This is a genomic window from Streptomyces sp. LBL (genome assembly GCF_029893585.1).
GTDB lineage: Bacteria > Actinomycetota > Actinomycetes > Streptomycetales > Streptomycetaceae > Streptomyces.
Window position 1 is genome coordinate 38,007 of sequence record NZ_JARXYX010000029.1, and the last position, 14,281, is coordinate 52,287.

The 14,281-nt window shown below is 70.8% G+C and carries 13 protein-coding genes; 9 read left to right on the forward strand and 4 right to left on the reverse strand.

Annotation, left to right across the window (positions count from 1 at the left end; genetic code table 11):
• Positions 1-38: 38 nt before the first annotated feature.
• The 8 genes from M2271_RS30275 to M2271_RS30310 all read left to right on the forward strand — a co-directional run bounded on the left by M2271_RS30275 (position 39) and on the right by M2271_RS30310 (position 10,807).
• Entirely contained in the window at positions 39-707 is a 669-nt protein-coding gene (locus tag M2271_RS30275) for a response regulator transcription factor (RefSeq protein ID WP_280890571.1), read from the forward strand.
• Between the two features lie 305 nt (positions 708-1,012).
• Positions 1,013-2,413 (forward strand): phosphatase PAP2 family protein, encoded by a 1,401-nt coding sequence (locus M2271_RS30280; protein ID WP_280890572.1) that lies wholly within the window; start codon positions 1,013-1,015, stop codon positions 2,411-2,413.
• A 956-nt stretch (positions 2,414-3,369) separates the two neighbouring features.
• On the forward strand, positions 3,370-3,957 hold the full coding sequence (locus tag M2271_RS30285) for a hypothetical protein (RefSeq protein ID WP_280890573.1): 588 nt from the start codon (positions 3,370-3,372) through the stop codon (positions 3,955-3,957).
• Positions 3,958-4,103: 146 nt separating this feature from the next.
• On the forward strand, positions 4,104-4,784 hold the full coding sequence (locus M2271_RS30290; protein ID WP_280890574.1) for a hypothetical protein: 681 nt from the start codon (positions 4,104-4,106) through the stop codon (positions 4,782-4,784).
• Between the two features lie 2 nt (positions 4,785-4,786).
• A complete protein-coding gene (locus tag M2271_RS30295) occupies positions 4,787-5,335 on the forward strand; it encodes a YkgJ family cysteine cluster protein (protein ID WP_280890575.1) in 549 nt (182 codons plus the stop codon).
• Entirely contained in the window at positions 5,335-5,784 is a 450-nt protein-coding gene (locus M2271_RS30300; RefSeq protein WP_280890576.1) for a sugar-binding domain-containing protein, read from the forward strand. The genes M2271_RS30295 and M2271_RS30300 overlap by 1 nt, the downstream gene beginning before the upstream one ends.
• Before the next feature lie 156 nt (positions 5,785-5,940).
• A complete protein-coding gene (locus M2271_RS30305; protein WP_280890577.1) occupies positions 5,941-9,363 on the forward strand; it encodes a hypothetical protein in 3,423 nt (1,140 codons plus the stop codon).
• Positions 9,364-9,502: 139 nt separating this feature from the next.
• Positions 9,503-10,807 carry a hypothetical protein gene (locus M2271_RS30310; protein WP_280890578.1) on the forward strand — a complete coding sequence of 435 codons (1,305 nt, stop codon included), beginning with the start codon at positions 9,503-9,505 and terminating at the stop codon, positions 10,805-10,807.
• 65 nt (positions 10,808-10,872) lie between these two features.
• Here M2271_RS30310 and M2271_RS42605 read toward each other — a convergent pair whose 3' ends face one another.
• The 4 genes from M2271_RS42605 to M2271_RS30325 all read right to left on the reverse strand — a co-directional run bounded on the left by M2271_RS42605 (position 10,873) and on the right by M2271_RS30325 (position 13,648).
• Positions 10,873-11,064: a hypothetical protein gene (locus M2271_RS42605; protein WP_348539201.1), complete on the reverse strand. Its 192-nt coding sequence runs from the start codon at positions 11,062-11,064 to the stop codon at positions 10,873-10,875.
• On the reverse strand, positions 11,034-13,007 hold the full coding sequence (locus M2271_RS30315) for a zinc ribbon domain-containing protein (protein WP_280890579.1): 1,974 nt from the start codon (positions 13,005-13,007) through the stop codon (positions 11,034-11,036). Before M2271_RS30315 ends, M2271_RS42605 begins: the two co-directional genes overlap by 31 nt.
• A gap of 18 nt (positions 13,008-13,025) precedes the next feature.
• On the reverse strand, positions 13,026-13,235 hold the full coding sequence (locus M2271_RS30320; protein WP_280890580.1) for a hypothetical protein: 210 nt from the start codon (positions 13,233-13,235) through the stop codon (positions 13,026-13,028).
• A 212-nt stretch (positions 13,236-13,447) separates the two neighbouring features.
• Positions 13,448-13,648 (reverse strand): hypothetical protein, encoded by a 201-nt coding sequence (locus M2271_RS30325; RefSeq protein ID WP_280890581.1) that lies wholly within the window; start codon positions 13,646-13,648, stop codon positions 13,448-13,450.
• A 46-nt stretch (positions 13,649-13,694) separates the two neighbouring features.
• On the opposite strand from M2271_RS30325, the gene M2271_RS30330 reads away from it, so the two are divergent.
• Complete coding sequence (locus M2271_RS30330) at positions 13,695-14,066, forward strand: hypothetical protein (RefSeq protein ID WP_280890582.1); 372 nt, start codon at positions 13,695-13,697, stop codon at positions 14,064-14,066.
• Positions 14,067-14,281 lie beyond the last annotated feature (215 nt).

Here is a 14,281-nt window from a genome sequence, read left to right on the forward strand (position 1 = left end):
GCCGTCCTCGACCTCACACCCCAAAGCGGTGGTGACCGATGACCACCGTGCTCATCGTGGACGACCAGCCGCTGCAACGGTACGGCTTCCACCTGCTCCTGGACTCCGTCGCCGAGACCGACGTCGTAGGTGAGGCCGCCCACGGTGCCGAGGCCGTCCGCCAGGCCGCCGAACTGCGCCCGGACGTCGTCCTGATGGACGTCCGCATGCCCGGCATGGACGGCATCGAGGCCACCCGCCGCATCGTCGCCGCCGGTGGCCGCTCGCGCGTCCTCGTGCTGACCACCTTCGACCTCGACGAATACGTGTACGCCGCCCTCCGCGCCGGCGCCAGCGGCTTCCTCCTCAAGGACGCGCGCCCCGAAGAGCTCTTCTCCGGCATCCGGGCCGTCGCCGTCGGCGACTCCGTCATCGCGCCCGCCCTCACCCGTCGTCTCCTGGACGAGTTCGCCCGCTACGTCCCCGCCCACCGCGCAGACGCCGCCGAGGACCCGGGTCTCACCTCCCTGACCGACCGTGAGCGCGAGATCCTCGTCGCCGTCGGCAAGGGCTGGACCAACGGGGAGATCGCCACCCGGTGGGTCCTGTCCGAGTCCACTGTCAAGACGCATGTGGGTCGCGTCCTGGCCAAGATCGGAGCCCGCGACCGCATCCAGGCCGTGATCTTCGCCTACGACCACGGCCTCGCCCGACCTCAGGTGGACTGAACCGAAGAGCGGCGGCAGCTTGGAGCAGGGCTGCTGCTCTTCGCGTGGGCGGGCAGGGTCCGGCCATTACCCGGGATGACCTGGGATGGCCCGGTCATGGCCCGGTCATGGTCGGCCCGTGGAACAGCGCGGAAATTTTCGTATCCGAACATTTTTAGCGAAACCCGCGCACCGCTCCGATAACATGCTCGAACTTGCGGCGAACGCCCCCCATTGCCTGTCCTTCACTGGGAAGCCATGCCATTCACCGCGATAAGTAATCTATTCCAACAAAATACAACAAACTGGCCAAATCGTTGAAATCTATGTCATCACGCATTTTTTTGCGAATAAAGAGCGGGATCGCGTCCTCCGCGTGGCGTCAGCCACGGGCGATACTGGTGGCCACGGCATGCGTGGTGGCCCTCGGATTCCTCGTCGTGCTGGAGATCACCGCGCGTCACTACGGTGAAGCGGGTCCGATCACCAACCAGGTGCGAGAGGTCATATTCCCCCCCAAATCGGCCTTCCTCCTGTACGCCGGTATGTCGTTGATGTTGGTGGTGCTCACCTGGCGGCAACGGTTCGTCGCGGTGGGTGTCGCGGTCGGCATCGACGTCGTCTTCCTGCTGGTCCGGTGGGCGGTCGGCGACGAGATGACCGACGGCCATGCCTTCGGCAACGGGGCGTTGTGGGTGATTCTGGGCTATGCGGTCATCGCCCTCACGCGTCGCACCGGCCCCGAGCGGGTTCTGCTGCTGAAGGGCGTCGGGCTGGCCCTGCTGCTGGTGGCCGGCCGCAAGACCGGAGACACCTGGCTGCTCATCACCGCGAAATCCCGCCCGACGGTGCTCGACCCGTATGTGGCGATCGCCGATCACGCGCTGGGCAACCCGTCGTGGCTGGTGGGCCGGATGGTCACGGCCTCCGGCACGATCGGCTTCAACATCCTCGACATCATCTACGGTCAGCTCGCGGTGGCCGCGGTCGTCGTCGCGCTGTACCAACTGCGCAACGTGGCGGTCGAGCGCCGCTTCCCGCGCCATCACCTGGTGCGCACCTTCTTGGCGATCGGCCTGGTCGGCCCGGCCTTCTACATGATCTTCCCGGTGGTCGGACCGGTCTTCGCCTACGGCACCGGCACCGAGCACTGGGCCGCGGTCAGCCTGTGGTCGGAACCGCCGCCCCCCACCGCGCAATGGGCGGTGGCCGATCTGTGGCCGGTGACGCCGCTGCCGATCAACATCCCGCATTCGATTCCATTCGACGGGATCACCCCACGTAACTGCATGCCCAGCCTGCACACGGCGTGGGCCACCACGATCTTCATTCATTCCCGGAAGGGCCCGAGGTTCCTGCGATGGGCAGGCGCCTTCTGGCTGATCGCCACGCTCGTCGCCACGCTGGGATTCGGCTACCACTACGGCGTGGATCTCATTGCCGGCGTGGTGTTCACGCTCACGATCGAGGCAGCTCTGCGCGCGTACGACCGCGGCTGGGACCGATCAGGAATCCAGCTGGTCGCTTACGGCGCGACAGTCTTCACCGCCCTCTTGGTGTCCTACCGCTACCTGCCGCTGGAGATGGCCCGACACTCGTGGGTCTACGGACCACTTCTCCTCCTGGCGATGGCCTCCGTGATCTACGCCTACCTACGGACCACCACCGTCTGGGAACCGAGGCCGGCACCAGCCCGGCAACCGGAAGCACAACCCGAACCAGTTTGAATCCTCCCCTCCCTGAAGGGGAGGGGGCTCCTGGATCTGCGACATGAACATCCCGATCTTCCGTGAGGTGTCGGATCAGCCACCGGCCCGCTGCGGATACGTGTTCCCCGCCACCGTTTCGGCCTCGCGCTCGCCTGACGGCCCGTGGGCTGGGCCTTGACCCGGCGGGCGGCCGCCACCCTCCGTCGCCGGCCGGATCCGCTCGGCTGACGTTGTTCATCAGGGCGCGCACCCCAGGCGAACGGCGTCCGGTGTGGCGGTCCACAAAGGGTGGGCGACCGTTCGGCCAGGTCATGACCTGCCCGAAGGCGGGTTTGGACGAGGGGTTTGCGGCGACTGTTGGCTCTCAGTCGGACGACCGTCGAGAAAAGGGAACGGCTGTGCGGGACTTGTGAGGACCGCCCGGTAGCCCTGCTTCCCTTGTTTCTGACTGCCTCCTGTTCATACAAAAGTTGGCAACCTGATACCTCACACCGGCTCCTCATGATCCCTCTTGTTGTGTCATTGTCATTTACTGACCACCTGGCATTCGTGAACTGCTCGGAGCGGCCAGGAATGACGGCCGGCCGGGGCTGCCACCCCGGGGCTGTGCGGGATGTGAGGGGCCTGGTTCGATGGGATCGATGGGAGTTTCCGAAGTGCATGGGGCTGCGGACGAGCTGTCCTTCCACGTACTGGGGACGCCTGAATTGAACCTCCCCAGGGGTTCGATTCCTCCCCGGCCTGAAAGCCGGGGCATCCTCGAAGGAGGCCCGGTGACTGACGCCGGTGGCCCCGTCGATCCGGGGCCACCGCAGCGTCGTGTCCTGCCGCGAGTCCCTGTGGCCGCCGTCGAAGTCCTGTCCCTGTTCCAGGCGTTACGGTTCAGGACAGGTCAACCGGGCGCCCCTGGACCCGTCGTCGGGCCGGGACCAGGGCAACGGCCCGGAGACGGACCGCTGAACGACCGACCTACGGTGACGCGCATCCCTCTCGCCGCCCTGGACGCCGACAGCCGCCGGGCGTTGGAGGTGGCCGCCGTCATCGGCGACCGTATCGAGGTGCCGCAGCCGGCCCGTGTCTGCGGAGAGCCGCCCTACGAGGTCCTCCGGGCCCTCGACGTCGCGGCGGAAGCGGAACGTGGCGAAGGGGCACCCGGCACCGCCGCGCGCTCCGCGCCCGTCGAGTTCGTCTTCTCGGGTGGACTGATCCGCGCGGCTCTGCTCGCCACGCGTACTCCCTCCCGGCAGCACGCGCTGCGTGCGGCGGTGGAACGTGCGCTCACCGCCCAGGAGGGCCGGCCCGCCCACGCCGTCAGCGCCGGAACATGGTCCTTCGAGGCGTATAAGGCCAGTACACCCCGCACTTCGAGCGATTCGGCGCCCGGAGTGTTCGCTGAACCACCGGACCGGGACCTGGGCAGTCGGCCTCCCGTGCCGCCGACCAGTCGACGACAAGGTTCGGCCAAGGTCCGTTCCGTCGAGTGGGAATCGGCGTACGCGCATGCGCGGGAGTACGCCCCGGCGCGCTCTTCCGTGGCGCGGGGCGAACCGGAACCTCCCTAGCTCCCGAGGCGTCTTATCTGATGCACTAGATTCGAACTGCTGTTGGTGAAACGGGAGATGCTAGTGGGGCGGAACCGGCACAGTCTTGACCTGGCCTGCCGGAACCGGGTGGTACCCCTGATGTGCAACTCCGTGGAAGGACTGATGTGCTGAAAGCGGACAGTGCGCCGGGTGCGCGTGCCGAGTGGCACGCTTCTCGGACGGAGAAACTCTGTACCCGTGGGTCGCGCTTCGTCACAGGCGCGGACATCGTCCGTATCTCCCGCACGCTCGCCCTGGAGCCCTGGCATCTGACGCAGACCGCACCCGCGGCCGCCGACGATCCGACCGGGATCGTCACCGAGGGCAGTCGGCGTCGGGTGAACCTGCGGCTGGCGAACGGCCGGTACGGCTGTCTCTTCCTGCTGCGCACCGCAGGCGGCCTCGGCCGCTGCGGGCTCGGGGACCTCGCACCTGCCTCCTGCCGCGCGTTTCCCGCGAAGCTGGGAGAGCGCGCGCCCGCGGCGCCGAGCGGGCCGGAGGACAAGTCGGAGGGCACAGCAGAAGGCAAGTCGGAGGGCACAGCAGCAGAAGGCAAGTCGGAGGGCACAGCGGAGGGCAAGTCCGAGCAGTTGACCATGGACGGTCTGGACGTGGAGATGCTCGCGGAGGTGGAGCGCGGCTGGATCGAGGACCGTGATCACTGGTTCGAGGTCGTCAAACGCTGGAACGCCCAGTCCGACGAGTACCCGTCCGGCGACGAGGCCGATATCCACGTCTTCCAGCGGTATCTCCTGGAGGCGCATGCCGCTCGCGAGGCCGGTACATCCTGGCCCGGGGAGGTGTAGCCGTGAACGGAAGCGGAGCCAACGTCGCCGGTTGCGCGGGCTGCACGGGCCAGTGCTGCCGGGACTACAAGGTCGGAATCACCGTCGCGGACGTCCGCAGGCTCGCGGCCGGGACCGCTCTGCACCCCGAGGAGTTCCTCACTCTCCTTGAGGACGACGAGGGTTTCCGGTTGCGGCCCGGCGGGCCGACCCTCGACCTGTACCTCCTCCGCGAGAAGAAGCGCGGCTGTGTGTTCCTGATGGAACTCGCTCCCGGCAAGGCCCGTTGTGGGGTGTACGCCCATCGCCCGCTGGTGTGCAGCAACTTCCCGACGAAGCTCGAACGCGGCGCGGTGGCGATCCGTCAGGACACCCTCTGCGGACCGGACTCCTGGAATCTCGCCGCGATGGAACTCACCACCTACCGGCGCGACCTGGAGCGCAACCGGGTGGCGTGGGCCGAGCACCTGAGCCTGGTGGAGGAATGGAACGCGGCCGTCGACGCCGGCAAACGGGCGAGGACACCGCGTGAGCTCCATGACTTCGTGCTCGGTCCGGCCTGGACCGGCTGATGCGACCGCAGTGGAACGACACGGGGGAACACCGTGAGGAGGATGTTCCCCCCGCGCCGATCGACGGACTCCTCGCGGCCTCGGTCGCCCGACGCTTCTACCTCGAAAACCAGTCGAAGGTCGACATCGCCAAGGAATTCGACATCAGCCGCTTCAAGGTGGCCCGCCTCCTCGACGCCGCGGTCGCCCACAACATCGTGCGGATCGACATCACGGTCCCGGCGGAGATCGACGCGCCGAGCGTCGCCGAACTCCGGGACGTTCCGGAGCTGATCGGTATCTCGGGTGGCGCAGGGAAAGCCGAGGCGGTCCGCGCCGTCCTGAACTCCGGCCTTCTCACCGGCATCGTCACGGACACGGCGACCGCGCGCCGCCTGCTGTGGTCCGAAGGCCGGGAGATCACCCCCCGGACGGCGGACACTCCGTGCGCGACGGAAACGTCCGTGTGAGGTCCCCGTGCGGCACGCCCCGGTTCTTCCGCCCGGCCGCTTTCGAGCCGGCGCCCCGATGTATCGAGTAAGGACAGCAATGACCCAGCACAGCACCGAGAAGGCCGCCGCACCGGCGACCAGGCCGGACGGCCGGCGGTCAGTTGGGAAGAACGCGTGAGCCGCGTGAGATCCGCCCTGTTCCGCAGGGGCGGCAGGCGCGGTCCGCGGCCCGACGCGCGCAGGCCGGCCGTCGACGCGGGCAACGCCGGACACCCGGGAGCCGGTGGCGCGTTGCCGGTCGAGGACATCGACGGCGTCCTGCTGGTGCGCTCGGTCGAGGACGACTCCTTCCCGCTGGGGACGCTCGCCGAAGTGGCCCACGCCCTCAGCGTGGACGAGGACATCGTCACGGTGATGGTCGGCTCCGCGGCCGGGGGCGGCGGAGCCGACGGCGACCACTGGCCCCGCCTGGGCGCTCTCCTCGACTCCCTCCGCTCGAAGGGCACCCGCCGGGTCCGGCTCGTCATGTCCGGTGCCGGTGACGACCGGCCGGGCCGGCCCTGCGTGGCCCGCAGGATCGCCGACGCCTGGGAGCTCGAAGTGATCGCTCCGGACGCGGCCGTGCTGATCACCCCCGGAGGCGCGCTCTTCGTCCACGGGGACTCCCGGCCCGGATGCGGATGGTGGCGCTTCGCGCCCGGTGAGGCACCCCGAAAGCTGGGCCCGCGTGCTCCCGCACCCGCCTGGCAGGAGGCGCTGGGCCGAGTGCCCTCGCGTACGACGGGTGGCTGTGTGGTGGAGCAGATACCGGCGGGCGTGCTGATGCGTCCGGCCGAGGCGCCCGAGCCGCACCCCGACGACCTGTGCTTCGCGGTGCCCGTCGACCTGGAGCGCCCCACCGTGGTGGTCGGCGCTCCCCAGGCGGAGGACGTCGCGGCCGACGAGGTGGCCGCCGTGCTCGCGGCGCTGCCCGCGGCGCAGCGGTCCCGCGTCCGTCTCGCTCCCGGGGGCCGCCGCGATCTGCTGCGGCTCGGCCAGTCGGTGGCCGACATGCTGGGCGGCGAGGTGGAGGTACTCACGGGACTGCCGCTGCTCGACGACCACGCGCCGCCCGGCGCCGTCCCCCGGCCGACCCTGGTGAGCACCGACCGGAAATCGAGCTGGCAGCCGTTCGTGTCGTCCGTGGCCTGCCTGCCCGTCGACGCGGAGGGGAGGATTCCCGCCCCCCGGATCATCGCCGGCCACCCGCCCGACTGGATACCCCGCGGTGCCGAACCGGGCAGCCTGCGGCTGACGGACCGTTGGCAGGCCACGGTGACCCGGGCCGGACTCGCCCTGTGGGAACGGGGCGGGCCCCGCCCTCCGCTGGCGGGACTGGCCGTGGACCCGGACGTCTGCGCCATCGAACTGGGCGCGCCGGGGCAGTTGTTGGACGAGTCGCTGCTGCCCGCGCTGTCCCGGCTGCTGACCGGCCTCGGAGCCGATACGCGGTCCAGGGCGACACTGCTGGTCCGCGGCAGGCTCATCACGGGGGAGGGCGAACTGCGTCGCCTGGCCGCCGAACACGGCGTGGCGGCCATCCGCTACGTCACCTCCGGGTACGCGCCCCGTCCCGGGTCCGCGGCCCCCCGCCCCGGTACCGCGCAGGTCCCGGCGCAGGCCCCGGGCGCGGCTCCGGGCGCCCCTTTGGCGGTGCGGAACACCGGTACGGCCGTCGCCGGACCGTCACGTGCCGCGTCACCGGTGGGAACGGCACCCGGCATCGCGGCGCCGCGGGTGCCCCTTCGCGAGGGGCCGCCCGGTGAGGAGCGAGCGGCCCCCCGGTCGGTCAGCGCGTCGGGGGAGCACAGTCCCGTTGCGGGACCGTCCGCGCCTTCCGTGCGGCTCGCCTCCTCCTCCGGGCCGACAGCCCGGGAGGCCGACCCGCACGAGGCGGTGGCCCAGGCCGCCGCCGGGGATTCCGGCGTACGTACGTCCGCCGGAATCCGTACTGCCGCACCGGAGGCGGCGGGGCCGGCCGGTGAGGTTGCCGGCCACCGGGCTTCGGAAGCTGAATCCCGTACCGGTGCCGGTGCCGGTGCCGGTGCGGGTGCGGGTGCCCGTTCCGGTGGCGGATCGGGCACGGGTCCGCTGAGCCATGCGTCTGGTGGTACGTCGATCGGCCGCCCCACGCCCGGGGTCTCCACGCCTCGGGCCTCCACACCCGGGGCTTCCACGCCGGGCGCCTCCACCCCCGGCCGCACCACGCCCGGTGGCGCGGGAGACGGCGCGCAAGCCACACCCGCGCCGACGACGGGTTCGGTCACGGGTTCGGTCACGGGCGCGGCGACGGAGGGCGGGCTCGGCCAGGGCGGCGGGACGGCGCACGCCTCCGGCGATACGTCGTCCGGTGCTGCGCGGGCCGGTGAAGGGGCCGGTGAGGGTGCCGGCCGCGAGGCTGATGAGGCGTCGGAGAATCCCGGCGGGGAGCGTCTCGCTCCCAAGGCAGCCTCCGTCGCTCGCGTCGAGCCGGAGGGAGACTCCGGCGGTGGAACGGTTGTCGGTGGGTCGCGGCACACGCCCGGTCGCGCGGAGACCGGTGCTGCTGGCGACCGGCCGGAGCGCGGTGACGTAGACGGGCATGAGGGGCTTGGCCCGCAGGAGCGGGTCCCGGGGCGGTCTGCTGGTGGTGGCGGTGCCGGGGTGAAGGAGCCTGGTCCGCAGGAGCGGGTCCCGGTGGGATCCGACCGTGGCCAGGGTGGTGCGCCGAAGCAGCCGGGGCCGAAAGCGCACGCCGCCCCGGAGCGGTCTGCGCGGCCGGACTCGGTGTCTGCTCCCGCGCCGTCGGCCGCGCGTCTTCCGATCGTGCCGGGCCATGTCAGTAGTACCGCCGAACGCGAGGCGTTCCGTGACCTCGCCGCGCAGGTCTGGGAGGGGCATTCCGGCGCCGTCTCCAGGGTGCTCACGCGGATGCCCGCGCTGCGCGGCCGCGAACTGGAGGAGGCGAGGAGCGATCTCATCGCCGCGCACGCCTACCTCACCACCGAGGAAGGGCCGTTGCACCATCGCGAGCTGATCCGGGACCTGCGTACCGGTGAGGACCGCCTGCTGTCCTACGCCGGATGCCTGGCATCCGCTCTGCGGCGGCTGCCCTCCTACCGCGGTGTGGCCCTGCGCGGCGGGGACGCCGCGGAGCCCGAGCCCGCGGTGGGGGCCCTGGTGCAGGAGCCCGCGCCGGTCAGCGCTCTGGCCGACTCCTCGGAACTTCCCGCCGGGTCCCCCGTCCGCTATGCGATCTGGTCCGTCACCGGGCGCAAGGTCCGGCAGTTGCTCGGCCAGCCGTCCGGAGCCACGCAGACGCACGAAGAGGTCGTCTTCGTTCCGGGGACGGGCTTCCGCGTGCTGGGGGTACGGACCGGTCCCGACGATTCTCCCGTGGTGCTGCTGCGTGAGCTCCCGGGAATCGCGAGCGTCTACATGGACGGAACGGAGGAGCTGAACGGGCTTGACCGCAAGGCCCTCGTGCACCTTGAAGCGGCGCTCGCAAAGGGCTTCGCGGTGGGCGGGAGCCGGGACTGGCCCGAGCGCTGCACCGGGCCCTTGGGCCTGGGCGGGTAGCGGGCGGGCCGTCGAAGAGACCACTCGGGACACTCGGCGGCCCAGCCAGCAGGCACGAAAGCCGGACAACGCACAACCACAACGCACAACCACAACGCACAACCACAACGCACAGAGTCATCCAAAGCGAAGGAGAACAATGGCAAGGCAACAGAACGTGCCCTCGCGCGACGGGTCGTCGCCGGGGTCCTCAGCCGACGGGAGTAACGCTCCGTCCGCCGGCCCGGTGCGGTCGTCCTTCCGCAGGGCGGTCGCGCTGGGGTCCGTGGGAGCGGACCCGGGCCCGACGCTCTCCCCGGCCGTGCCGGAGTCCACCGGCGCGAAGCGGGGCGAGAGCGAGGCCACGGCACGACTGCGGCCCGACACCTCGGCGGAGGGTGCCGCGTCCGCGCGGCCCAGCGTGACCAGCGGTGCGGCCGCGGAAGGCGCGGCGGCCTCGGAGCAGCGGCTGTCCGAGCCGGCAGCCGCGTCCGCGAGCGAGGGGACCCAGGCGGCGTCGGCCGCCGCCGCGGCGACCCCGGAAGCCAGGGCCGCCGCCATGGGCGCGGGGGCTGCCACTGACGGAGCCGGCCGCAGTGACGGCGAACCGCCCTCCGGTAACCCGAAGAAGTCCCTGCTCGCCGCCGCGGGCATCGCCGGCGTCGTCCTCCTCGCGGTGCCGCTGCTGATATTCGCCACGGACGACTCCAAGCCCAAGAAGGACAAGGTGTCGGTGGCCGCGAAGTCCGACACCGTCCTTCAGGACGACGTCGAGTACGCGCCGCGGGGCAACTACGCCCCGGCGAAGCCCACTCCGAAGCCGTCGAGCGCCAAGCCCACCCCCAAGGCTCAGAAGCCGGCGCCGCCGATTTCTGTTCCGGCTCCGCCGTTCAAGGCTTCAGTCAAGAGCGCCCCGCCGGTGAAGCCGAAGCCGAAGCCGAAGCCGAAGACGCAGGCGCCGGTGGTGGAGCCGGCGCCTCCCAAGCCTGCCCCGAACACCGCGGCGCTGGCTGTCTCGAAGCTGGCCGCGTCGAGCGGGGGCCGGCACATCTGCTACCGGGCCTACATGGCGGACACCGGCTGGCAGGCTCCGGTGTGTGACGGTGCCACGGCGGGCGTGGAAGGGCAGAACCGTGCCATCAAGGCTCTCAACATCGCCGTGTCCGACACGAACGGCACCGCTGCCAGCCCGTTCATCCAGGGAGCCGGATGGACGGTGCCGTGGAAGGGCGTGGGTAACGGCGGCGACCTCGTCATCGGAGATCCGAGGCAGTCGGCACCGAACATGGGCGGCTTCGCCATCAACGTCGACAACGGCGCCAGCGGCGTCTGCCAGAACGCCCACGTCAGCGAATCAGGGTGGCTGGGTCTTGGTTGTGACACCCGCGAGAGCCCCAACAATTACATCTTCGGCGGGGATGTGAGCACGGAGCGTGCGCTCGAAGCCGTGAGGTTCACCGTGTGACGCTGTGAGCCCGGTCGACAGCAGAGAAAGCGCCCGCCGGACCGACGTCCGGCGGGCGTTCTCCCTCACAGAGCGGCTTGTTGCCGCCCTGCCGGCAGGTCCTCGGGGAGCAGGGTGGCGAGGTCGGCGAGACTGGGGGACTGGATCCCGCCCAGCCGCCGGGCCTGGCTCGTCATCATCGTCTCCAGCAACTGGCGGGCCGGCCGGACGATCCCGCTGAGCGTCTCTAGAACTCTGTGTGTGCCTGTGGTTTCCAGGCTTTTCGGGCGCGGCGTGGCCGTGTGCGGTCGCTGTCCGGTGGTCCGAACCTCGGGGTGAGGGGGTGGACTGCGGTGGCGTGCAGGTGGTGGAAGCCGGTCCGCTCGGCGGCGCGGGTGCGCCGCCGACAGGTTCTGTGTGAGAGCCGCACCCGGCTGGATCGAAGAAGGTCTTCTTCGGGCCGGTGGGGTGCGGGTACTCCATGACCTGACGCCGGCCCGGGTACGGCGGCTGGTGTCGTGGTGTCATGCCCCGCCGGACGCTGGACCGCCCCCGGGATGGGGGTGGTGGCGGGGACCGTACGCACATCGGGCATACGGCGGGAAGTCTTCTGTCCGGGGGCCTGTTCGGCGGCGCGCCGGGTACCGCGGCCACGAGGGGCGGCGGGCCTGGTGGGGGTGGGGTGTCCCTTGCCCGGGGTGGTCTTGGGTCCGCGCGGCCGGGGCGGGGCCTGCTCGGCGTGATGCTGTCGGCGCAGGCGGCGGGTGGTCTTCTTCGGACGCCTCACCAACCGCACGGTGCCTTCGATGGTGGTGTGGATGGTGCGGGCGCCGGTGGCGCGGTCGGTGGTGGTGTGGGTTTGTGCGAGCAGGCCGCGGGAGACGATCCGGCGGGCGGCGGCATGATCGCGGTCCATCGACAGCCCGCAGCCCGTGCAGTGTGCCCACTTCCAGCCGCGCTCGGACAGCCGGTCGGGGGCCGGATGGTGGGTGAGCGTTGCGAGGCAGCCGGGGCACAGTCTGGAGGTGCCCCGGGCCGGGACGGTGACCACCGCGACCTGGGCCTTCGTAGCCAGGTGGCGGATCGCTTCGGCGACGGTGCCGCGGACCTGCCCGGACAGGCGGGCGTTGCCTCGTCGGTGACCGCGGGCTTCCAGGGCGGCGAGGTCTTCGAGGTAGATGACGCTCGCGCCGAGTGCTACCGCCTGGTCGACGGCCCAGCGGGCCGCAGCCCACGCCAGCGCGGTATTCAGGTGCCGGATCCGCGCACACACCCGTGCGTGCTCGTCTTCCAGCACCCGGGCCCGGTCGAGGTGTTCGCCCCAGGCCAGGTGCGGGGAGCCGAGTCCGTCCGCGAGGGCCCGGTAGTGGTCGCGTTTGGCGGCAAGGGTTTCGCGTACGCCGCGCAGCCGGTGCAGGGCGGCGCTCACCGGGGTGGCGTCGAAGACGAGGGGACGCCCGTCGGTGACCACCCGCTTGGTCTGGCCTTTTCCGGTCAGGCGGCCGAGTGTGCCGGTGAGCAGGGTGTTGACGCCCCAGTCGAAGCCGAGTGCCAGAGTATGACCAGTCGCGTTGGTGGCGGGGGCGGGCCGGGAGTGGGGCAGGTCGACGGCGATCCGGCCCGTGCGGGTGGGGCGCAGGGTGGGGGTGTGCAGCACCGCATCCGGTGTGACGGTGGCGGGCAGGCGGATGTCGATCACGTGCCAGGCCCAGTCGCGGCCCGTGGCCGGGGCCGCCCGCAGGGGGAGTTTCACCCGCAGCCGGGCGGTGACCTCATCCACCCGGGCCAGGGTGACCTGCTGGCGGTCCATCGCCGCCAGCAACACCAGCGGGGCCACCTGCGGCGGTCCCTCCAGAACGCACAGGCCGGCGGGCAGCTGCCCGTGCCCGGCCGCATACCCGCCAATCTGCCGGGTGCGGTTGCGGATCTCCGCACCACTCACCCCGGCGGGCAGCAGGCGTCGCAGCAACGTCCACTCCGCATCGGTGCGGCGGCTCGGATCTTCCGGCCAGGTGGCGAGGACCGCGGCCACTATATTGCGGCGGTGCAGGGCCAGGCGCAGGGTGCGGGCCGCGTACTCCTCCACACCCCGGCGCACCCGGTCCGGCACATACACCCCGGCCGGGGGCGGGACAGTCTTCGGCCAGTTCAGGCGGCGCAGTGCCATCCACCCCTTGGACGGCAGGACTTCACCGCGCTCGTCCACCCCGGCGGCCAGCACGTCGAAGGAGTTCTCGTCTCACCGGGCGGCCACCAGAGCACCGGTCAGTGTCCGGCTCAACTCGGCGAGGAAACCCACCCGTTCCAGCAAGCCCCGCTGCCCGATCCGCTCACCGGTTGCCTCCAGCACACCGGCGAAGGCGGTGCACCTGGCCGTCGCCATCAGCTTGGCCATGCCCACCACCTCACTCTCCCGCACGTGTCCGGCCACCTTCAGCAGCGGCCGCATCCCCGCCTCCGATCGGCCTAACGACTGACCATCACACAAGGACACGGCCTTCCCGCACCCTGCGGGTGCGGGAAGGCAGGGGCAGAGCGGGACGACCACGATCGTCGGCGTCGGCGTCGGCGTGCAACGCTTCCGGTCTCGGAGGTCACTCGGGGCCCGGAGGCCACCCTGAGCCTCGTCCAGCGCTTCCAGGTGCTGATGAGCGACCCCTCCTACGCGGGTGGGGCGTGGGCATGCCGATGGAAGCGCTCGTGGCGACGGCCGTTCGCGCGCTCGGCGTGGAGGTGGCCGTGGTGGGTCCGGACGGGGAGGTGACGTTCCATGGCGGCACCTCGGACGGCGACACCGCCGCGGAGGCACCGCCTGCCCTCCTCGTCCGCGACGGCGACCGCCACTTCTTCATCGGTAGTCATCCGTCCACAACCTCCGGGGATAACGGCGACCGGGCAAGATGGCCTCATGGCAAAGCTGTCCGTACGGTCGGTCGGTCGTGGCTCCTCTGGTTCGGTGCTGTCGTTGTGGTCTCAGGACTCCGTGTTGTCGATCGGCTCGGTGGGGTCGGTGCTGTCCGTGGGGTCCGTCGGTTCGGCCCTGTCGGTCGGGTCGATCGGAAGTGCCCTGTCGGTGGGCTCGATCGGCTCCTCGCTGTCGCTGATCTCCACCGGGTCGTGGCTCAGTACGGGCTCGTTGTTCTCCGCGCAGTCACGGTGGTCCGTGCTGTCCTGGCGTTCCACCGGCGGATTCCTGGCGGCGGGAGCGGTGGGGGCAGTGGCAGGAGCCGCCCTGCTGTTGACCCGGGTGCCGCACAAGGCCGGAACCGGCACCGACTGACCCGACCGAGATCCGGTGGCGGTCCCTCTCGGTCTTGGTGATGAAATAGCCCTGGTTATTCGCCGGGTGAACGCTTTTCCCCCAGGTCGGCATCCGCGACGGCTGGCGAGACCGTCACCATGGAGATTCACAGGATTTCCGCATTCCGCAGGGAAATCTTGATCAAGGTTCCATTCTCCTTTCCCTTCCGTCCCCTCCATCCCCGGCGTAACTTC

Bases quoted from the DNA above. Each gene is read 5' to 3' on its own strand.
- M2271_RS30320 (WP_280890580.1), bottom strand. From the start codon at position 13,235: ATGCGGCCGCTGCTGAAGGTGGCCGGACACGTGCGGGAGAGTGAGGTG.
- M2271_RS30275 (WP_280890571.1), top strand. From the start codon at position 39: ATGACCACCGTGCTCATCGTGGACGACCAGCCGCTGCAACGGTACGGC.
- M2271_RS30300 (WP_280890576.1), top strand. From the start codon at position 5,335: ATGCGACCGCAGTGGAACGACACGGGGGAACACCGTGAGGAGGATGTT.
- M2271_RS30330 (WP_280890582.1), top strand. From the start codon at position 13,695: ATGGCAAAGCTGTCCGTACGGTCGGTCGGTCGTGGCTCCTCTGGTTCG.
- M2271_RS30325 (WP_280890581.1), bottom strand. From the start codon at position 13,648: ATGACTACCGATGAAGAAGTGGCGGTCGCCGTCGCGGACGAGGAGGGC.
- M2271_RS30310 (WP_280890578.1), top strand. From the start codon at position 9,503: ATGGCAAGGCAACAGAACGTGCCCTCGCGCGACGGGTCGTCGCCGGGG.
- M2271_RS30280 (WP_280890572.1), top strand. From the start codon at position 1,013: ATGTCATCACGCATTTTTTTGCGAATAAAGAGCGGGATCGCGTCCTCC.